The 22,316-nt window shown below is 33.8% G+C and carries 13 protein-coding genes; all 13 read right to left on the reverse strand.

From position 1 onward, the window contains the following. Positions 1-4 precede the first annotated feature (4 nt). Positions 5-4,189, reverse strand: coding sequence for a DUF4157 domain-containing protein (locus tag Q0921_RS21880; protein WP_299260771.1), 4,185 nt, complete (start codon positions 4,187-4,189; stop codon positions 5-7). Between the two features lie 52 nt (positions 4,190-4,241). Next, positions 4,242-4,910: a hypothetical protein gene (locus Q0921_RS21885; RefSeq protein ID WP_299260773.1), complete on the reverse strand. Its 669-nt coding sequence runs from the start codon at positions 4,908-4,910 to the stop codon at positions 4,242-4,244. Between the two features lie 69 nt (positions 4,911-4,979). After that, positions 4,980-5,414 (reverse strand): hypothetical protein, encoded by a 435-nt coding sequence (locus Q0921_RS21890; protein ID WP_299260775.1) that lies wholly within the window; start codon positions 5,412-5,414, stop codon positions 4,980-4,982. An 81-nt stretch (positions 5,415-5,495) separates the two neighbouring features. After that, entirely contained in the window at positions 5,496-6,803 is a 1,308-nt protein-coding gene (locus Q0921_RS21895) for a DUF4157 domain-containing protein (protein ID WP_299260777.1), read from the reverse strand. Further along, entirely contained in the window at positions 6,800-7,288 is a 489-nt protein-coding gene (locus Q0921_RS21900; protein WP_299260779.1) for a hypothetical protein, read from the reverse strand. Before Q0921_RS21900 ends, Q0921_RS21895 begins: the two co-directional genes overlap by 4 nt. A gap of 11 nt (positions 7,289-7,299) precedes the next feature. After that, complete coding sequence (locus Q0921_RS21905) at positions 7,300-8,952, reverse strand: contractile injection system tape measure protein (protein WP_299260781.1); 1,653 nt, start codon at positions 8,950-8,952, stop codon at positions 7,300-7,302. A gap of 4 nt (positions 8,953-8,956) precedes the next feature. Beyond that, entirely contained in the window at positions 8,957-12,796 is a 3,840-nt protein-coding gene (locus Q0921_RS21910) for a hypothetical protein (RefSeq protein WP_299260783.1), read from the reverse strand. A gap of 15 nt (positions 12,797-12,811) precedes the next feature. Continuing rightward, on the reverse strand, positions 12,812-15,625 hold the full coding sequence (locus tag Q0921_RS21915) for a hypothetical protein (RefSeq protein ID WP_299260785.1): 2,814 nt from the start codon (positions 15,623-15,625) through the stop codon (positions 12,812-12,814). 111 nt (positions 15,626-15,736) lie between these two features. Then, positions 15,737-18,979 carry a baseplate J/gp47 family protein gene (locus Q0921_RS21920; RefSeq protein WP_299260787.1) on the reverse strand — a complete coding sequence of 1,081 codons (3,243 nt, stop codon included), beginning with the start codon at positions 18,977-18,979 and terminating at the stop codon, positions 15,737-15,739. A 17-nt stretch (positions 18,980-18,996) separates the two neighbouring features. After that, positions 18,997-19,416 carry a GPW/gp25 family protein gene (locus tag Q0921_RS21925; protein WP_299260789.1) on the reverse strand — a complete coding sequence of 140 codons (420 nt, stop codon included), beginning with the start codon at positions 19,414-19,416 and terminating at the stop codon, positions 18,997-18,999. A gap of 2 nt (positions 19,417-19,418) precedes the next feature. Next, positions 19,419-19,709: a PAAR domain-containing protein gene (locus tag Q0921_RS21930; protein ID WP_298312687.1), complete on the reverse strand. Its 291-nt coding sequence runs from the start codon at positions 19,707-19,709 to the stop codon at positions 19,419-19,421. Positions 19,710-19,842: 133 nt separating this feature from the next. After that, positions 19,843-21,588, reverse strand: coding sequence for a type VI secretion system tip protein VgrG (gene vgrG, locus Q0921_RS21935; RefSeq protein ID WP_299260791.1), 1,746 nt, complete (start codon positions 21,586-21,588; stop codon positions 19,843-19,845). Positions 21,589-21,590: 2 nt separating this feature from the next. Continuing rightward, entirely contained in the window at positions 21,591-22,316 is a 726-nt protein-coding gene (locus Q0921_RS21940) for a LysM peptidoglycan-binding domain-containing protein (RefSeq protein WP_299260793.1), read from the reverse strand.

Here is a 22,316-nt window from a genome sequence, read left to right on the forward strand (position 1 = left end):
TTTATTATATTATAAATCTTCCTTTTCCATACAGACTGGCAATAAGTTGCATTGATTGATTAAAATCCGAAGGAACATTTACCCTTGCCCTTGGTCTACCTGCTTTTCTTGTATTCATTCTATTGATAAACGAATCCGGTTCAGATCCATTATAACTTGTGAAATTATCTCTTCTTCTCTCATCATTAATAAACCGGGCCATTGTCTGTGAAATGTGAAAGTCTTGAAACACATCAAAATCCTCCATAGCCATAAGAATATTCCAACCTTCCGTATTAGGATAAAATTTACGATCTTTTGCTTCTCCGAAATCAGGTATTGCTATTGGGGAAATACCAAAACTCTTGGGATTAGCAGGACCCGGGCTCCAAGTATTTGCATTATTATCATAGTCCATATACCCATAGTTTGCTGAAACTGATTTTGGATAACCACTATAATCAATGTTTTCTATTCCTTCTGTAGGAAATTCATCATGAAAACGAACATCTACACTATACCATAGTACTTTATTATCAGGAGAACCAACATCGCCTACCGCAAATCTTTCCATATCATTATAGAATGCAGTATTCACTGCCGACTTAGCTGGTACAAGATTGGAGTCAGTAGCTTTTCCTCCAAGCCCATCATGAAGGAGATGCATTTTCACATAATTCCCTATTTCTCTTACCGATGCATCCACTTTTACTAGGTTATCATTTTTATCTTTAATTGTTTTTCCGCCCGAAACAATGAAGTTTTGTAAATTTCTCCATCCCCTTAGTGTTGCTCCATTATTTGCACTAGCATCTTCTCCTAGGGGCGTGTGACTAGGATCATTTGTTATATATTTAGCAAAAAACGACCGTCCTAAGCCATTGTCAAAAGTAGGGAGTTCAACAGGAGGTGTTACTACTTTTTTAGGTTCCTCTTGAACTTCTCTTTGAACATAATTATAATCCCACGTATCTCCTCCATCTGTTACAGAAGATATATCAATGACTGAGGCATGGTCTGTATTCACCTTATTTTTGATGCCTTCAGCTTCCTCTACAGTAACTTCTCCTTCATCCTGTTCTCTTCCACTTTCAGTTGCAATTTCTGCTAACGCCTCTCCAACTGGACCTGTAGGAGCTTCCTCTTCTTCAGATGATGGAGCACTTCTTCCCATCACTCTATCCAACAACGCCATACCAGTATCTACTGCTTTATTCACTAACCAAGTAAGCGCTTCATCTATTAATGCTCTTACCGAACCTATAATCTCTGCAATTCTAGCTCCTATTCCGCCTAATCCTACCTGATTGGCAAGGAATCCAATGACTACCGGCATAGATTGTCCCATTGTTCGTTCTAAGTAATCTGCAGCTGTAGCTACATTTCCTTGCGCTATATCCGCTACACCATTCACAAATGAATTGATGACTTCTAGCATTTCACGCAAGTATTGAATAAAACTCTGAATTGCACTAAAGAAAGCCATCGCTCCATTGACAACCGCCATAATACCTGTTGGATCTAGCATACTCAATAATCTGGTTGTTATTTGCGTAATGATACGTGTCATCACAAAATTCTTTACAGCATCTATTACAATATTCCAAAGGTTACTAAGCTGTTCCTGAATTTTGTCCCAAATGGCTGCGATACCTCGTTCTTGTACATCTTTTATAAACGTCCAGATACCTTCTAATGTATTAATAGCTCCTCGTATTCTGGCAACTCTTTCTGGGCCTATACGTGGATGCTCTGCTAGTTTTTCCCAGATCCTTTCTATAGACAGCCCTAATACTTCTAAGACCCAACTAATTACTCCTTGTAATGAAAAATCAGTAAGTTCTGGAATACCTGCATCTCTTAGTTCTCGCATTAACCAACCCATCACACCATTGATTAAATGAGTTACGATATTGTCAAAAAATTTCATGAAACCTTCCTTGATTGCTCTTAGTATATTTTTCAGGAAGCCTATTGGGTCTCTTTTGATGTCTTCCATAGCTTGAAGGGATCGGGTAATAATATTTCCAATCAACTCGAATGGGAAATTCATAATTTCCAAAATAGCTACTATTACAATTCGTACTATTTCTGCTACAAAAGCAATCAATCTACTGATAGGTTCACCAAATTGATCTATAATTCTTACAAAAGCATCAATAGGATTAAGAAGATCATCGATAGAAAAAGAGTTCCAGAGATCCACAAACAACTGTACAATAGACTGCGGAGTCATATTCAGGGTTTCCACTGCAGCGTCAATTTCACCTACTATTCTCGCGATGGCTCCAGTCTCTACCATCTGGGCATATTGCGCTTCGCCTCCATCCATCAAACTCATAAATCCTCGGATAAGATTAGGAACAGTTCTGGGTACGTACTCATCCGTAAAAGGATCTTTGCCAATGATTACTTTTACAAGAGAAAAGCCTCTGGTTTCATTAGCCACAGAAGAAAGCCAACCAAGTAGTGCATTTTTAATTATCTCTAAAACTTTAAGAGCTACTTCAGCCGCAAAAGCTAAAAAGTCATTTAATAATTCTGTGAAATCTGTCAATAGCTCACTAAAAACGGTTGGTATATCACGAAGATTTTCTAATGAGAAAGCATCCCAAGCTCTAATAAACAAGGCATTGAAACGACCTAGTAAAGAATAAAAAGTAATCAATTGTGTATCGATCCAATCTGCAGTTTCTTGCAGTGTCCCTTTATTTTTCATCTCTTCGACTTCTGTTTCTTTACCAATAAGAATGAGGAAATCTTCTAAAATCTCTACGGTAGGTGCATTTACCTCTTCTTCTAAGGGAAACTTACTCCCAATTACCTTTGTCGCTAATGCATAAGTTGGGCTATTGGTTTCTAAAAAACCAACAAGTGGCGTTATCACAGCGTCTTTTATAAAACCTAACACTTGGTTTTTTAAAGAATCTGCAAAGGAAACTACATCATTATACAATCCTGTAAATTTTCGTTCTAAAACCCCAACATTGTAATCAAAAGGATCGAATCGCACGAAATCCATATCTTCCCAGGCCTCATTAATCAGTCTTTCAATCCTGTCAGTAGTAAGGTTTAACCTAGTTAACTCTCCATCAATCCATTCAAATGCAGTCTGTAAAACATCGTATTCTCTAAGTTTATTAACTAATAATACTCCCCAGACAGGAATAATTTCCAACAAACCTTCTACTACATTAGTAGGTGTTCTTCTTACAGTTTCTCCTAAAATAGGGTTGTATTCAATCAGTACAGTGAATAAAGTATATCCGGGGATAAAACGAGCATAGTCATTAAGTCGACTAGCAATAAAACCTGGTAATAACTGTACCGTATTTGAGGTTTGTGAAATTTCTGGTTTACGTTTAACACCTCCTTCTTGTTGTACGGTATGTGTCAATTCATGGGCCAACAAATGTTTTCCGGAATTAGAAGATGTATCAAATTTTCCTTCATTAAAATAGATATCATTTCCGTGAGTAAATGCCTGAGCTCCTAAGTCCTGGCTCATTTGTTTCGCATTAGCATCTGTGTGTACACGCACATTACTAAAATCAGTACCAAAACCTGATTCCATTTGAGATTTGGTGTTTTTTGGCAATGAAGAACCACCTCCTTTAGAACTGCTTAACCTAGATTCAATAGATGAATTCTCGACTCCGCTCGAACTGACAGCTGTATTGATTTTAGTTTGAACAAGCTGCACTTCCTCCTCCTCCTCTTCTTTTTCCTGAACCTCTTCTTCCTGCTTTTGTATATCAGAGACTACAGACGTATTATCAGTTTTTTCTTGAATAGCTGTTTCTGCAATAGCTTCTTTCTTCTGAACTCCCTCCTCTGATTGTTGCTGAATTTCTTCCTGTTCTTCTTTTTGCTGTATAGGTTCTTCTTCAGATTGTCGCTGAACTAATGGACTTATATGTTCTACTAGCGATTTTTGTTGAATTTCATTTTCTGTGGTTTCTTGTTTTTGAACCTCTTCTTCTTGTTGTTTTTGTACAAGCGGTGCCGGACTAAAAAATGAATTGCTTTGGTCATTTCCTTTAGCGACAATGGTATCTGCAACTCGATCTGCCTCTACTTCGTACTTATCTCCAGGTTTTCCAATATTTAGTTTAGGCTGAATAAAGGCACTCTCTCCTCCCTCTTTTTGAAAAAGAGAGGAATTGCTTGATTTAGCATTTGCAGTATGTGCCGTTGTCGTTTTAAACATTACTAACTATTGCATCTTATTCTTTTGATTGATTAACATTATCCAATACTAATTACTGGTTACTTAATCTTTTTTGTTTTTTTCTTTTAAGAATGACATTCTTAGTTCCTTTTAGTTCATCATCTACTTTAATACTTCGTATTTCAGCTTTTAAAACAGCCGTATCCAGATTATCGTTTTCCATATTCTGAATCCGTGCTAATTCTTTTAATTGAATAGCTTTACTCGTAGTTTTAGATTGTTCGATTAGAGAATTCATATCGTTTGTACTAGAATCTGATACGGGTATTTTATCATCAAATCCCGATCTTTCTTTTTCGATTTTAATAGCTTTATCGGCGTATGCGATGGCTTCTTTGGTGTTCCCTAAAAGCAATTTTGCTTTACTAATTTGTATGATATCTTCTGGTGTTTGAGCTCTTTCTTTTAGCTTATTGGTAAGCTTTATTAATTTTTGCTCTACAACTGTATCATTGGGGTTTTGTATATATTCTTCCTGATATTTAGAAAAAGCAATTTTATCACTAGAAATAGTAACCTCTTTAATACTGGGATATCCTATCATCAAAATTGGTATGGGGAAAAACAAAAGCAACTTTTTTATTTCCTCTTTTTTAATAATATAATACAGTAATCCTGCACTTAAGATCAAGAATAAAAATATTCCCAAAAACAAAAGCACGAGTTCGTATAAATGTAAATCTGTCAGTATTGTTTTCATGATTTTTACTTTTATTTCATTTATATAAAGCTTTCCTTTTTATTAATTTTCTATTTCTTATTCGGATCCTTATTTTTTTATTTCTAATGAAATAGTTGAAGTAATAGTTCTTACTTTATTTATGCCTTTTGATTGATTACTTCGTATACTAATTGAGTTATATTCAATATCCATTGAAAGAGTAATGGTATATATTCCTTCTTTTTCAAACGTTACTAAATCGTTCAAAAGATATTTTGCAGATAATTCTTCTCCTAAAATCAATGGATATTCTGGTATAAAACTTACACCTATATCGGATTCATCAATATTTAATTGATATTCTCCAGATTGCCTTATTTCAACTCTTATATCTGCAGGTATTTCTTTCTGAAAAAACACATAAATCGGCTTTTTAAATTTGTTTTCCATTCTGAAATGAATCCAAATATTCTCGTTTATATGGTATTTGTTTTTTTCGAATTGAAAAGAACCTGTAATCGGGGATTCTTTAGTTATATCCATTCTTATGAAAATTAATATCATTAATAAAGAAATGATAATTAGTAAGACATTGTATTTCTTGTTCTTGAACATGCTTACTTTTTATGGTACTTCCACTTTTCGGGCAAATCTAAAACCAGCTCCTCCATACTTCACTATTCTATAGAACCATTTATTTGTTCCTTTGATTCGATACACAGTCCTTCTAATTGTATAACGCTGACCAGGAAAAGTATGCCAATTACTATCACAATTAGGTCCGGTACATCTCCATTGATACACTTGATTGGCGATACTCTTTCCATATACTTTGGATAGACTTGCTGGAGGATAACTATGAGTATCCATTCCTGCGCCACTGGTTCCAGCCACAGTAAGTATTGTTGGATTTGGTGGTGTATAACCAAATGGTGGGTTAGGTACGTTTTTGTATTTTACTACTTCTCTTACCGTACAATTAGAAAGATCTGCCAGAGCACCTGTACTACTTTTCCAATTAATATCTATCCTCATTGCATTTGCTCCATGATTCCTAGCATTTCTATGCCTCCATTTGATTGGACGAATACACTTTGGTTTTTTTTTAAGTTGTATTCCTTGATTTCTTCTCCTATGAATATTTTTTCGTTGCACCATTCCTTTTTGCTGAATGGTATGCGTCAATTCATGAGCTAGTAAATGTTTTCCTTCCTTAGAACTAGGATTATATTTTCCTTCATTAAAATATACATTATTACCATGAGTAAAGGCTTGTGCACCTAATTCCTGACTCATCTGCACTGCATTACTACCTGTGTGAATATTTACATTACTAAAATCTGCTCCAAAACCAGATTCCATTTCATTTTTAGTATTGCCAGATAACTTACTACCTCCACTATTATTAAGCTTGGATTCTATTGATCCAGAGGTATTAGTTTTTTTTGACTTGGCTTGAATACCTTCTTCTTCCATTTTCTGGACTTCTCCTTCATTTTCACATTCTGCACACTTTGCCTGCACGGGTTCTTCCTCTTCCATTGCTTGCACTGGTTCTTCCTCCTCCATAGCCTGAACAGGTTCCTCTTCTTCCATTGCTTGAACTGGCTCTTCTTCCTCCATGGCTTGCACTGGTTCCTCGTCTTCCATTTTTTGCACAGCACCTTCTTTTTTATCCTTAAACATGCTAGTTTGTACCAAAGGAGTAATTGAAGATGCTAACCGTTTTTGTTGTACTTCTTCTTCTGCAGTTCCTTTTTTTTGAATCCCTCCTTCTGAGTTTGTAGAAGTTTTATTCACTACTTGATCTGCTATTTTATCCGCTTCTGCCTCATATTTATCACCTGGTTCGCCAATTTTTAGTTTTGGTTGTACAAAAGATAAATTATCTGATGCGGCACTTTGTTCTCTTTGTTGTCTAAAAAATCTCATAAAGCTTCCTTTTTTATCTCGCTTCTTTTTGCTTTGGTAATATCTCTAATCAAACTTACCAGTTGATGCCAGCCATCAGTTCCCCCTGCTATTATTGTAGCGGTAAGTATACAATCTAAGGTTCTAAATGCTACATTCTGGAATAATTGAGTGTCTGAGGGCGGGTGCATAAATGTTTCTAAAACTCTAAACCCAACAATGGCAATAAGCAACCCTATCGTAAATGAGGTTAAGGTGGTATGTCTAAAATTTTTATTAGGAGTTTTGTTTTCAGTATCCGGAACAATCTGAACCTGATTAATTTTTTTAATTACAAATAATTCATTGAATCGCTCTACCAATGCCAGTAAGATTGGAAATGAAATTAATAAAGTACTTAAATCTATATCTTTTAGAGGTTTCAATTCTAAAATCGTAACATCAAAATGATATAATAAGATTATCGTTAGAATAAATAATGCTAATATGTAGAGTGTTATTTTCATTTTTTTTTATTTTACCATTCAACAAAAATTAATCTATTAACCCAAGGAAACTTAATAATAGTAAGGTTCCAAGGCAATTTCTCTAGTAAGATATCTTGTGTTTTACGAGCTACAATAATTCTATATTTAGATGATTCATCCAGCATCAACTTACCTTCTCTTTTAATAAAATTTTCTCTTAGACCATCTCCAGAAGTATTTTTTAGTGTGTGCCAATTATTTACTACTGCTTTCAGTAAACTCTCAGCTTCATCCTTGAATTTTTGGGGTAATCTTATATTTTTACGGATTGGTTTATCTATAGGATATCCACACAAGAATTTTTCAAAAACCAAATTACTTTCGACTTGTTTTTCTCTTTTAGTAGCCACAAAATGTAATAAATGAATAGCCAACGTTACTTTTTCTGGTTTAATTTTTCCTTCTTGGTTTAGCAACTTCAGCGTAGAGAATAACTTCTCTATATATGGATGTAATAACAATAAACCAGCATTATGGATATACACAAAGGATTCAGATTCTGTATCTTCTAATTCAGTGTTATTTTGATATGAATCTTTATTTATTTTACTATCCGAAGTTTTTACTGCATCGTACTGAAAATCTTCTAGTTTTTCTGAAATCAGTACTGAAGTAAATGAAACTATTTGTTCTTTAAACTTATCAAATTCTTCTTTTAGCATTTGATACACTCGTTTGCTACTTATCTTTAGTACTTCATCTAAAATTTCTACATCAAAATGTTTCCTTAATTCACTATAGATTACTTGTTCAGAAAAGGTTGTTTTTTGAGTTAATTTTAGTTGTTTGAAAATTATTTCCTTCAAGCTTTTTATTATAAAATGTTTTAGCTTGAATATTTGCTGTGCTATATTTATTTTTTGAAGTTCGTTTATCTTTTGCAGTCCAACTATTCGCGTTGATTCTTCTAATAAAATTTTATTGACATTTTTTTCAATCTTATCCTCTTTTTGTACTTCTAAAAATATTGAAACCAAACCTCTCTGTAAAGACTTTATGTTTCTATCTGCTATATATTTTAGTAATATTTCCCAATAGTGTTCTCTTATTATTTTTCTTTTAAGGGCTTTTGGAAACTGCAAAGCAGATTTATTTTTGTTAAAAATTTTTATCAAAACATCATCAGTAAATTGATATGTCAATCTTTGACGCACATTCGAATTAAACAAACATTGACTAAGCTTTTCATTAAAATTTTTATTAGAAATAATCGTTTCTAAAAACTTAGCATCTTCTATATTATTTTCTGGAACCCACCAAGGATTTTGGCCAGATTTAAGAAAGTACAAAAATGTATCAACATCACTTTTTTCCTTATCAGTAATCAAAAATGCAGGATTTTTTTCTCCAAATGCTTTTGATTCTTTTTTCAATATTAACTGTTTTTGAAGTGACTTGATTATGTCTAATTGTAATTGTACTTGATCTTTTGCATCCGTGCTATCGATACTTAGTTCTAGTTTATCAAATCGGATTATTTGATCTTTTACTGAGGTTAGACTATCGAAATATGCCTGAATTGTTGGAAAAAGACTTTGTTTTAAAAACACATCGAGGTTATCCTTCAGGTAATATGCAGTTTTTATATCTGACGTATTTACCTCAAAGAAAACTTTACTTATGATATGTTTTTGCTTAATCATACTTTTAGGAATTAAGGATTTCTAACTGTATTTTTATATTCTCATGTAAAAGTTCTTTTTCTCCAACTTTCTCACGTGTAGTATTCAAAAATTCTTTTAGCCTTCCTTCTTTATCCACTTCTATCTGATTCTCTCTAAATTGCTCGAGTGATTGATTAATTTCTACAAGTACCTCTTCAATTATAGTTTCAAATTCCTGAAGTAATTCATTAGATTGACAACATATAATGCTATACACCAATTGAACTTGTAACCTAAAAATATTGGTTATAGCAAAGAATTCGAAGCTATCTTGGTTATCGAGAGACAAAATGTTTTTTGCAGTAGTTCGGATTAATTCAACAAATCTACTATTCAATTCTTCGTTTAAGTCTCCATTGACAAATGCTTCCAACTGTTCTAAAACCTCTTTATACTGAACCGTAGTAGGTTCTAACACTTCCTGTCTCAGGTTCTCTGAGATATCACTAAATTCTGGTAATTCTTCTAAGCCTTTTTCGATAACTTCTTTAGCATTTTCGATACATTCTCTATCCACTACCTCAACCTCGAATTGTATATCGTGAGAAACTGAGTGACTGCATTTACCATTGGTAATTGTTAAGGCTACAGTAACTAAATTAACCTCATTTGCAGGCAGTTGATATTCGTGTCTAGGATTCTCATCAGTTCTGTTATCTGGTAAGGTGTCATCTCCAAAGTCCCAGAAATATTTAACCCCTGCTGGTAAATCAACTCCCTGAACAATAAAGTTTACGGAAGCTACTGTATCCTCTTTAAAATACTTTGGTTCTGAATTAATAAAATCAAAATCGGGTTTTTTAAACACTATAATTTTGGCTTCAGTAATTTGATCATTCACTGTAAATTCTATCTCCTTACCTAATAATGAATCCCTAATTTGTGTTGCATCAAAGAAATACTTACCATCAATCTGTATGACTCCGCCAATACCTTCTTCAACATCTGCAGTAACAATTCCATCTGCAGGAATCACCTCGAATGGTATTGGCGTCGTACCATCGTGCAGACAGACAAAATCTACTGGTAAACGAAGAGAAACTGGTTGTTTAGGTATAATAAATGCTGTGGGAGCACAATCCGAACTACATAGATATGGTAATGCAAAATCAGCCACAACCGTATTCTCCGTTACATTTGCAATTGGACGGAATAGAGATAATCTATCAAATTCATTAAAATCCAATACATTTAATTGTGGTGATATCTCTTCGAAGGTTCTAATATTAGGATTAATCGCTATTGAAGGATTAAAAGCTCTACTTATTGCAGGGTTATTAATTGCAAACGTATTGATCCTTGATACATTACTAACTTCTAATGGAGCTGCTAAAATGGTATTTGTTGCTAAAGAAGGTACACGACCAATAGTCGTACTTTTTCCTTTGTATACCATCACAAAAGTACCTCCTGGTTTTACTCCGGCTTTATGTTCTAAGCCACTATGTTTCTCCACGAATTTAGATAAAAGTTTTTGTGATAATACTTCTTCCTTACGTTTTTGAATTTCATCTAATAATATTTCAATTTTTTCTGCAGCACAGCAATTGATTGATAATTGATTTAACAACAATGCATATTGTTGCTCAAAACCTGCTCTTCTATAATTTGTAGATTCCGCATATAATAAACCTGTTGTTTTCTTTTTATAAGCTTCTACTTTTTCGCATAAACTGGCTATTGTTATCTTGTAATCATTGATTCTCTGAACGTCCATTTCTTCCACACTATTAGGAATATATCTTGTTGCCACTTTGGTATGCGCCAGAATCTCGGCTGGTTGATTAATTGCGACATCTCTCACCTCAGCTTCCCAAGTAGAAATCACTGGATCTTCATCTATATCTTTTTTGATCACTGCAATAATATCCTCTGCAGAGCCTTCTGGTTTCTCTCTAAAAGCTTTATCTATTACTTTACCCAGGACATCTTCTTCTTTTATTATGTTATCAGCCACCACCGTATCTACATCATATACAGTTTGGAACCCGCCTATTTCTCTAAAAGAAGCGTTTAATGCTACTGTATCTATAGAGGCAGCTCTACTTGTTATTGGAGTAATGGGTGACAATAATATTCTTTCTGATACAATCGGTTGCTCCGAGACCAAACCAGAACTTGCAGCAGCTTCAAAACTATCCACTTTATAATATTTATGTCTTCCTTTATCTTTAGTACTAAATCCAGAGAAAAATTTTGCCACATTGGCATTTAGACAATTCTGTTCTGCTCGCCAAGCTTTTAACACTGCGTTCAGATCCTCAAACTGACATTTGTAATCAGAAAGGTCTAAACTTTCTAATGTCTCGTCAATACTTAATACTTTGATATCAAAAGCTAACCCTTTTTCATTTTTTATAGTATCTAAATCTTTTATTGCTGTGCGATAATCTTTCCCCAAGTGTCCTTCGATTCTATAAAAATCATTCCCATCAATATTATAATCTAAAGGATTCTGAATGGGGTCAATATTAGAAAGATTGGAGCTTCGATATCCTAAATTTTGATCTTCTTCATACTTTCTGGTTTTTATGTAGTCCCAATTTTCAATAAGATTTTTTGAAGTACTGTAATAATATGGAATAGAGCGCTTGCTAAGGGAAGTATTATAATCTAACGATGGAGTAACTTTGATATCTGTAAATGCGGATTGTGTTATGTTATATTCCTGTAACATATAGTATATCTTTACTATCAGGTTTCTAATCTCTTCCCATTTTTCTTTTCCATGAGATAATATAGGTGAAGGATAGAAACTGTGTCTACATTCTAAATATGTAGAAGCAGGAGCTAATTCTCCCAATAGTAAATGCTTAGGAAATGAATTTTTATCTGGACAACAGATTACTCTTAAATCAAACAAAAGACATTTGATTTCATTATAAGTATTTACCACATCCTTTAGCACATCGTATCGATATTGAATATCTAAAGGAATATTGATTATCTTAAAATTGAATATTGAATCAATTCTATTATTAATAATGGTTGATGAATTTACTGCTAAAGAATCTGTATCCAGTAAAGTCTTAAAATCCGTAAACAATCTGGTAATTCCTACTTTTAGATCCGTAATAACCGAAGTGTTTTTTATAATATCGTGATAGCTTTTCTTTAATTTAAAGTAATCCGCAGTATTAGAATTTTTCGAAATAACTGCATTTCTAAGATTACCAAGTACATACTCATTTTTAAGAATAACACGTTTAACGAAAATCTCAGGAAGATTGATGGATTTTTTGATGTTGTTATGTTTGTCAAATATTGGGTCATTAGTTTTATTACTGATTGTCTTTACATCATTTTTAGACAGTAGTAACATTCTTATGTTAGCAACTTGTTCCTTACCCTGAGTATCACAATCGGTAGAAGTACATGGCGTTTCTTCTTTTGCGAAATTTTCAAGATATAACACAACTACTTTATCTGCGATATCATCCAGCGTGTTTAATACTGAAGCCTCTGTCGATTGAGACTCTTCTGTAGTCAATAATTCATGAATATCCGAGATACCGATAAACTTACTATAGTTAGCATCTTTGTCTTCAAACGGTTTAGTATGGGTATACATTTTAGCTAAATACTTTATCAAATCTCCATCTGTAGTTACTGCGCATCCATCCGACACTGTAATAGAAGTGTTTTCTATAAAAGTTACATCAAGTCCGCATACAATACCTACTCCGCTTAAACAAACACGGGTTAGTCTATGCTGATCTTCAAAATATTCTATTATTGTATTAAGTTGTTCTGCCGTCAATACCTGATCATCGACAAAGGATCGATATTGTGTTGTAATTTCTTCTAATCTTATTGTTGCCATGACTTTTCTTCTTTTTTAAAGGTTGCCAATATTTGTTCTTCCTAATATTATTTTATTTCCTGTTTCTTCGGTATCATCATTATCACAATCGTGTAATCGTCCTGTATGATAAATTGTATGTGCATCATTCATGCATTTTACCAATTCATTTACTGTAGTTCTATAATTTTCTATTGCCGATGTACTATCAATAATTGTATCACAATGCAGTTGTTCTAAAAAGCTTTTGTACTTTTCTTGCAGATTGAACATGTCATTTTCCTCATCAGGCACTAAACCTATTGGGTATCCAACCCAACAGATTCTTGCTAACACATGAGCTGGTAATTCTTCTCGGATTAATTGTTCTGCAAATCTTCTAAAATCTTTATTCCCAAATCTTTCTGTCCAACCAGGTAGTATAATAGAAACTCTAAAAGAGTATGGATCTACAGGGCTACATGATTTACATACAGAATCCAAACACGTAGGCATAAAATCTTGCGGACTAGCATCTGGCAATAGTTCATCTGGATTTTCTACATCGAATTGATTCAGATTATTAGTATCGGGGCGTAACAGAATATGTTCAATGACATACATCCCTTCATCTGCGTTAATTTCTTTAATGAGTACAATTAAAGCGTCTCTAGCATCTATTGCTTCTTCTTCTGTATCGGTAAAAGCAATCCTTCTTGCAATAATCCAATCTTCATTTTCAGGATCTGAGATATCAGGGTCAATTAAATTGAAATAAGTTTGCGTACCGTCTTCAGTCAATCTAAAGTCATAATTATCCGCATTCTTAGCCAAATGATACGCCCGAAAAAGCTCTTCAAAAGCATCTGCAAGATTATGATAGTGTTTGCTGGAAGATAATAATACCTGACTTTCATTTTTAATTCTCCATCTGTACTCGATAATTTCATCATCATCCAGCTCTTCGTAAACTTCTAAAAACTGTGATGCCAGATCTCTTCTTGTATAATCAAGCACTCCTAAAAGTTTTGATATTCTTTTCTGTACTCCTGAAACATTAACAGTATCCCAAATACCGCTATCGTTTGCTGCTGTTTTAGGATTACAATAATTGAATCCTACTCCCCTAGCACAACTAATTTCTTTGTAGTCTTGTAAAAAACTGAGTTTTGCTCTTAGAATTTCGTCATTAGCACTCTCATTATCTCCGTATAACAACTTCATAACAAAGACATAATCTCCAAATCTCTCGGAAAATCGACTTATCAGGTGATCCAGAAGCTCGTTACGTCTTTTATAAAAAACCTCACTACCGGTTTCTTCGCCTTTTACTTCGTTCATAATCCCTATAAGATCCTGCTCATAATTGCCGTGATCAGAAATTATAGTTTCTATATCGACGATATCCTCTACCCCTTGTGTATAATATGTTTGTTTAGCTTTTAACTCCTCTGTTTCTGTAAGTAGGTCATCATCTATATATAATCTTTTAAGATTCTCATCTACAGACAATAAGCCTTTAACCTTCGATAAATGTTTAAAGTAATTGGCCAATATCTGATCAAAAAACAATAAATATGCTTTTAATTGTTTTGCCTTTGCTTTTCGTGGTTTTTTTGCATTTCCAGGAAGCCCAAACGGAGAAATTCCATACGTATCTGGAAAATCATTCTGAATTGTAGTGTAACTTTCTGGTGTTTGATAATTCCCCAGAGGAATTTCTACATCCTCAATGCTTACACTTTGTTGTTTTGCTTTTTCTTCTGCTTTAAGTTTGTCAATATTCTCAGCAACCCTGGATTCATTAATTCCTATCGGTAATAATCCTTTTGTAAAATTAAAAGTACTTTTATCACAACGAGTTGGTTTATGCCATTCTTTAACACAGATATTCCAAGATCCTTCTAATCCTAAAGTGCCATCACAATTACCAATAGAAATATCCTTAATCACATGAACCCCCTCTATATTCATGATTAATTGTATAATATCCGAAAGTCGAACTTCTTTTCTAAGGTCTGCATTAATCAACTCTTCCTTATCTATAAATCCTCCTTTGATATTTTCAAAATCTACACAGGCTTTAGAAAATGGAATAGGTCCTTCAAAAATTTGATCTGTTGTATATCCCTTATCAAACATCTGTTGTAAAGAATAGAAATTTACCGATGGAGAAAAGTAGTAATCTATTGCTTGGTAAATTAATGCTAAAATATACTCTTCATCCGCTCCAGGTTCTAAATCTATATAAGCGCAAATGGCTATTGGATCTTCCTTTACAACCGTAACATCTACTATGTCTTCACACAAATTTCTATTTTGATGATATACATCTCTTACTAGGTTAATAATGCTTTCTTTATCTATAGCTTCTTCTTCCAGATCTAAAATAATATCATTAAGCCCTTTTAATTTAAGTGGAGCTGGCAATACCTGATTTTCATCAATAACATTATATGACAGTTCTACAGGATGTATTTTGCAATTAATGTGTATGTACTGCTCGTGAGCTTTGATCCACGCATTTTTAACTCCCTGCACATGAATAAACAAGTTTCGATAATCCAATGCTGTGACAGGTTTTGTAGGAAGAATATTTATTGCCGACAGAAACTGCTCGTGCATCTTACTTTTATTATTCTCTTTTGAAGCTAATAAATTCTGAATCGGCATCTCGATTCGTTGTGAAAGATCAGTAATCGCATATGACAACATTTCCAACATAGTCACTCCAGGATCATGAACATTATAATCCGTCCATAATTTGCTTCCGATCTTCTCGACATAATCAACACCTACATCTCTTAGATAATCATAATCCAGATCATCTCCTGTATTTACATTTTTTGGTATGGAAATCGTTTCTTTCATCTGGTTCTATTTATTTTTTTAGAGGTCAGATGGGATCTTTGACGATCAAAAAAATCTTTACTCCGTACCCTTAAATATTTTTTTAATCGTGTCGGTTTCATCTGGTTCTATTTATTGTCCTGGTGTTAATACTGTGCATCCTTCTTCTGGAGTTACTACTCCTATTTCATGGCTCGTGAATTTCACTGAAGTGAGAATTACCTTTGCATTACTTGGTTCTACTTTCTTTACCGATGAGAATATTTTTATTCCTGAATTGGTTACACCTGTTGCTTTTTGTAATTGAAAATCAGTTACATAATCTACATACTCCAATTTTTCTATATAGTTAATGACTACGCTTTCATGCAAGGTAATTCCAAAATCAATGATCGAAGTTTCTTCAAAAGCCCAAGGAGCTAGTAATTTTGCTATATCTTTTTGCAATTGAGTTGAGTAGAAATTTTCATCTTTACCTTCGTAAAACTTCGCTTTCAAAATCACCTTTACTTCTTCATAAATAGGATTAATTACCTGCGCTGTCACATGAAGCGTATTTAGTTGATTGATGAAATTTTGTATTTCATTTCTCTTCGCCTTACTAATTCTAGGCTTATACGGGTCGTACACATTTTGGTTTATGATATTAGGGATGATCACCAGGGTTATATCTCCAAGAGATAAAAAAGAGGTTATCGATGTGTGATTTAAACAGTTTACCTTATAGATATCAGGAAACTCCTGTAAAACTAAATGTTCATAATCCCAGATAGTAATTGCCCGTTGTTTATGTCTTAATCGTTCGCTAATTCTTTTGTAAAACTCTTTATCCGTTTCCTCTGATTTCCCATCAAAAGATCCATACTCCTGAATAACTCCTTTTACATTTGCTAAACGTTCCACCAGTTTAGAAATAGTGCCAGCAGGAATACCATATTGTAGATGATTCAGGTTATTATTATTATTTTCAAATTGAGCCAATACTGCTTGAGACTTGATATCAATCAATTGACTCACAGTATCAAAATCTCTTGGATTATCGACTTTTAGCCAAAAATATCCCGTTGGTAATTTTGTATTTTCCTTCGTAGCCTGTTTAGGAATTAAAAATTTTATAATTCCTGATCTTAAAAAATTATCCGTGTTATTAGAAATTATAAAATCTTGATTTAAGGATAACCATTCGTTATTGCATAGTATAGACCATTCTAGTTTTTCTCCTTCTACAAAATCATTAATTGTTTCTGGGTTTTCGCTTCCTTCTAATGTCTGGACAAGTAACGATACACTTTGAAGATTCTCTGCATTTTCTAAAGCAATAAACAAAGATCCATTTTGATATGCAGGTAGTAATTTTATCGCTCTATTTGTTGTTTTTAAAACTGAGTTATTTTTTAACTCCTCATTTTCTTCAGAAACTCCAAAAGGATGTTCATGAAATAATTTCACATTATTATCAGTCGTACTAGCTTGTGCATCGTATCCAACTTTGATTGTTTCGATTTGTGGTGTATATGGTGTATTAGGAATAAGGGTATTAGATACATTTTCTTTGGACAACGCTACAGAAAAAATTCTAGGAAACAAATCATGTAAAAATGATTTATTCAGAATGAGTTTTACAAATCCTTTTTTTACAGCGGCTGTAAATTTTTCTTTTGATGGTTGTTTACTTTGAAATATAGTTCCACCTTTTTGAAACTTTCTCATAGCCCGAAAGGGGAAATCAAAAAAATCTTCCTTATTAGCAGCTGTATCAGCAGTTTTTGTAATCTCTATACTACTTTTATTACGATCAACGGTACTAAACAAAAAATGGTTTAAATCCTTAGTATCCCAAACCCCATTATCTAGAACCTGCACTTTTGTTGTAAAATAATCTTCGCTATCTACTATAGCACTCAATGAATTAGGATTGCTAATAACTCCATTTGCATCAAGTGTTAATGTATATCTATCTTTACTGATTTTATCAATAAATTCTGTTCTATAAGCGATATAATTATCTACCAGATTTAGCTTATCCTTCCAATCAAAATCTATATTTATTTTAGTCCAGTTTTTATCTAATGCTTCTGGTAATCCTATAAAAAAATTAGATCCTCGTTTGGGTTGTGGTCCGAAAGGGTAGAATGGTTTAGAAGCATCCAAAACTCCTAAATCATTCTCGACTGTAATATCCTGTATTGCATCAATTGATACAGCTATTGTTGCACTATTTATTACCGTAGAAGAAAATAGTTGTTGAGCTTTATAACCTTTATCATTTGTAATACTATTTCTTATCACAAACCTAACAACTGGATCTGTCGTATTATATGGTTCAAGTAGCACTTTTTTGTCATAATTTATTATAGGATCCAAACCTTCGTTAAGTTCTACTACTATTTTTAATTCTCCAGATACAATTGAAGATTCACTCGTAATTATATCACCTTCAATCCATTCTGCTTCTCCACTAAAAAAAACTGCTACAGCATCTGTAAGATCTGAAGTGGTTAATTGAGAAGCGTTAAAGGGACTAAGACTAAAAGTAAACGTAACAGTTCTCTTTCCTTCTTTTAGCAATAATACCGGAGAAGATAATCCGAATCCAATTTTTGCAAAAGAAAGGTCGGGGTAGGACCCAGAATCCTGTGTAGCTCCTGAAGTATCAGTGGGATACCCAAATGGCCACCATCTAACTTCGTCTTCAGGAAAATCTTCTCCGATTCCATCATAAGAATTCGCTACAAAGGCATTTTTTATTCCAACTCCTTCTTCGTGAAAAACATTTAATAATGAAGCTACTGAAGCTTTATTCACTATAATTTCTTCCTGAGTTTTATATATACGTTTTAGCCCATCATCATCTTTTCCTCCATCAAGTGAAGTTTTTTCGCTTATTTTAACTTCAGTACCATTTTTAGCTAACTCAAATAATAAATGTACCTTATCTTCAACAGGAGCTTTGTTATCTAATTTCAAAACTTCTTTATAGTAAAAATCCAGATGCTTTTTAGATAAACTATTTAATCGTTCTTGGGAAAATGAAGTCAATTTTAAAAAGGCTGCAAAAAGAGTGAGATGTGGTTCTATATTCTTTTCTACTATATACGCTTCAGAAGGTTCTTCTAATTTTTTTAGTTTCTCTACAAAAGATAAAATTTCATCTTCTTTTACAAAGAAATTACTCCAATCTCCGGAAATAGTATTTGTTTCAGTTTTAAAATAATGTACGCCTTCAGAAAACTTAAGAGCAAATCGCATCCAATCTTCTGTTGTTAGATCGTGCAGTTGAATATTTTTAGGGTCCAGTGCATCAATACAACGCTGATTTTGGGATGTTCCATTCCGCATCAATAATAGATCGTTATGTTCACAACTGTTACTCATCGTATTTTGTTTTTCTATTATATGTTAGTTCCTTCTTCTTTGTAGAATGGGAATACCAAGTTATTTCTAGCATTGGTAGCTCTGATTCTATATTCAATTAGGATCAATAGTTCGCCATCTAATTCGTTGGTTTGATCGATCTGTATTTTCTCTGCATCAATTCTAGGTTCGTAATACAGGATCGCATTCTTAATCAGTTCCTTCACAAAGGTTTTCAACGTTAGGTTTAGGGGTTTGAACAATAGTTCATCTAGATTACACCCATAATTCGGTACCATCACACGTTCACCTAGTCGCGTAGAAAGTAAAATCTCCAAACTACTTTTTATATCTACTTCATCGGATAACATTGCTGTTTTTCCAGATCCGCTTGCTTCTTTGTTAAACTCTGGTGGGAATCCCCAACCTGTTCCTAAAAATGATGTATTATTATCCATAATTAACCTCCTATTATTACTGTAGGTAACCCTAAAACAATAGTTCCTCCATGTGCGGTACTATCTCCCATTCTTGCTGCTGGCATTCCACCAATCATAACGGTTCCAGAACCTACAATAATAGTATCTGGTGGTCCTACACAGGTTGCCATATCGCCAACTCTTGCCGCTGGTAATCCTCCAATAAGTACTGTAGGTTCTCCTGCAGGAAGTATTGGACCTCCAACATGAGGTACTACACCTGTTACCATAGGACATACATGCATATCTGTTATTCTTGCTGCTGGTGGCATATTGTTTTGTTTATAGTTGTTAGCTCTAATTTACTATTTCATTATAGGGTATAGATGCGTATTAAAACACCTCCCTAGCCCTCCTCAAGGAGGGAATTAATTCTTTGTATACTCAATACTAGTCACTTAACACTCAATTAATCTGAACTAAAGAACCTTTAAGCGTTGCTGTTGCGCTAGAGGACATCTCGACTCCTGCTGATCCTTCTGCTTTAAACTGTGCATTGGCTGTAATATTTACGTTAGTGCCTTCGATATTTACATCTCCTGATGCCGTTAGGTTTATATCGCTAGCACTTTCTATTGCTATTCCCGAATCATCTATGGTAATTACATTAGAATTATCGTCTTCTACTATTATAGATCCTGCATCTTCATCTAGTACTATCTTCTTTCCTGCAGGTGTTTCGATACTTATTGATTTTTTATCATCATCAAACAGCACTTTCATCTCGCTTCTGGTAACAAATCCTTTTTCATGATTATCATCACTTGCTGTAATTGGTGAAGGTTTAGCACTACTATGTAACATTCCTAATACCACTCCATCATTAGGGTCATCATTGATAAAGCCTATAATCACCTCATCAGATATTTCAGGAAGAAAAAAAGCGCCTCTATTTTCTCCAGCGTCTAAAGAAGCTACACGGCACCAAACACCTTGCTCCTCATTATTTACTATTGGCAATTGTACCAATATCCGATTCTCTCCATCCGGATCTTCTTCGAGCTGACTCACAATACCAATTTGCAATCCACACACTCCAGATAATAAACCAGATGCTGGCATCGGATTCGTATCATATGTTTCTGAAAACCACTTAGGGTTAATTCCAAACTGTGCATCTACTGTCCAATTTCCTTCAGAAATGTGATGGCTTATACCAGTAACATATACCTTCCCGTTAAAGCGATCTCCAACACCTTGTAGATTTAAAATTGTTCCTGGTTTTACAGCTGGAATACCCTGAAATTTAACTCTACCCCTAATTTTAGAAAGCTGCTGAAACATCCATTTAGCATCACTCCAATCTTGCATTTCTGTGGTAGAAAGTGCTCCACCGTGTCTTAATTCTAAGTTTTCTAGTGCTATTACCGTGGCTAAATCGGAAGGTTCTAAATTTCCGTTTAAGGATACAGCAGGATCAGCCGCTTCAATCTCAACAAGCTCTTGATCAGCATAATTCCAACTATACGCTGTTACCTTATCAATCTGATGTCTTGCGTCTATTTCTGCATCTAAATCCAACATAGTAGCACCAAAGGTGACTGTTTCTATTTCTGTAGTACCAAAATCAGGTTTTTTGATGCTTAATTTCCCATCATCCACGAAACAAAGTTTCCCATTTGCCTGTGCTCTACTCACTATAAAATCCCAATCAGAAATATTATACTGCACCAGTTCTTTATGTTCATAATTAGTAGCTTCTACATCCTTATCAATTCCGTAGGTATCAATAATCTCTTCAATAATTCCACTATCCTTATTTTCATAGAAGTACTTACTTTTTCTACCGATTGTTAGTTTAACAGATTCATCTTTACATTCGAGAATTAGGTAAGAACCATTGGTTCTTATTCTTATATTGTGTTTGATTACAACACCCTTAAAAACTGTTTCTTCATCGGAATGATATCCGGCTGTTATTTCGATTTCAGTACCTGGAATTAATAATTCTTCATTACTTAATTCAAAATCTTGCTTTGCCGGTTCCCCATCTATCAAAATAATCTTAGCTGTTGAGATTCTATTAACCTCTTTTTCTATAGCTATGGTCTTAACCTGATATTTTTTTGACAGTTCCTCTCCTGCTAATAGAAGTTTATGAGTAACTAGATCTGCATTCTTCGAGGTTTGTATAACGCTACCTTCTGCCATAATTATGATATTTTTTCTATAGGTGGAAAAAAGATTTCTTTTCCTACTTCGAGTTTTCTAAAAGATGACAGTTCATTTACCTTTGCTATTTCTAAATAATACTTTGAATCTCCATAAATGCGATGCGACATTAGCGGCAATGTATCTCCTTCTTTTACCAAACGAATGTGAGTTAAATCTGGGGATTGATTATTCTCTTTAGCTACTCGTAAATCATCCTCTACAAATCCTTGAAACTTTGCCTTTGCAACTGCTCTTATTGGAGTACCGTCTGATTTAAAAAGTTTAAACTCAACACTCATTTCGGTCAGACTTCCTTTAAATAATAAGGTTCCCCAATAAATCATTACATAATTAGGTTTGTGCTCATCACCATTATAGTCAAGAATTACTTTTTTAAACTTTTCGATATCCTCGATAACACCTTCGCCTTTATCCTTAAAGACTGTATCATCAGAGCTTTCATCTGGATTACTACCATAATGAATAATCACGCCAGTTCTATCAAAAAGAAATTCTAACGCTAGGTCTTCTGGAAGTTTTTTATTGAATCTAGGAGATAAATCACTCGTACCTGATGCTTGATCTTCATTCTGTTCGATCTTATAATTAAAGGTATACTTCTCGGGATTTACCAAAGTGGTAAATTCTCCATCAGCAACCTCATTATTAAATTGAGGATCACTATAGGCTTTAATCTTTAGTTTTGTTAATTCTCCTGTACTCAT

This window comes from uncultured Aquimarina sp. (genome assembly GCF_947496855.1).
Classification (GTDB): Bacteria; Bacteroidota; Bacteroidia; order Flavobacteriales; family Flavobacteriaceae; genus Aquimarina.

Coding starts and splice junctions, on each gene's coding strand:
- Q0921_RS21880 (WP_299260771.1), bottom strand. CDS start 4,189: ATGTTTAAAACGACAACGGCACATACTGCAAATGCTAAATCAAGCAAT.
- Q0921_RS21930 (WP_298312687.1), bottom strand. CDS start 19,709: ATGCCACCAGCAGCAAGAATAACAGATATGCATGTATGTCCTATGGTA.
- Q0921_RS21905 (WP_299260781.1), bottom strand. CDS start 8,952: ATGATTAAGCAAAAACATATCATAAGTAAAGTTTTCTTTGAGGTAAAT.
- Q0921_RS21885 (WP_299260773.1), bottom strand. CDS start 4,910: ATGAAAACAATACTGACAGATTTACATTTATACGAACTCGTGCTTTTG.
- vgrG (WP_299260791.1), bottom strand. CDS start 21,588: ATGGCAGAAGGTAGCGTTATACAAACCTCGAAGAATGCAGATCTAGTT.
- Q0921_RS21895 (WP_299260777.1), bottom strand. CDS start 6,803: ATGAGATTTTTTAGACAACAAAGAGAACAAAGTGCCGCATCAGATAAT.
- Q0921_RS21890 (WP_299260775.1), bottom strand. CDS start 5,414: ATGGATATAACTAAAGAATCCCCGATTACAGGTTCTTTTCAATTCGAA.
- Q0921_RS21915 (WP_299260785.1), bottom strand. CDS start 15,625: ATGAAAGAAACGATTTCCATACCAAAAAATGTAAATACAGGAGATGAT.
- Q0921_RS21925 (WP_299260789.1), bottom strand. CDS start 19,416: ATGGATAATAATACATCATTTTTAGGAACAGGTTGGGGATTCCCACCA.
- Q0921_RS21920 (WP_299260787.1), bottom strand. CDS start 18,979: ATGAGTAACAGTTGTGAACATAACGATCTATTATTGATGCGGAATGGA.
- Q0921_RS21940 (WP_299260793.1), bottom strand. CDS start 22,316: ATGAGTACAGGAGAATTAACAAAACTAAAGATTAAAGCCTATAGTGAT.
- Q0921_RS21900 (WP_299260779.1), bottom strand. CDS start 7,288: ATGAAAATAACACTCTACATATTAGCATTATTTATTCTAACGATAATC.
- Q0921_RS21910 (WP_299260783.1), bottom strand. CDS start 12,796: ATGGCAACAATAAGATTAGAAGAAATTACAACACAATATCGATCCTTT.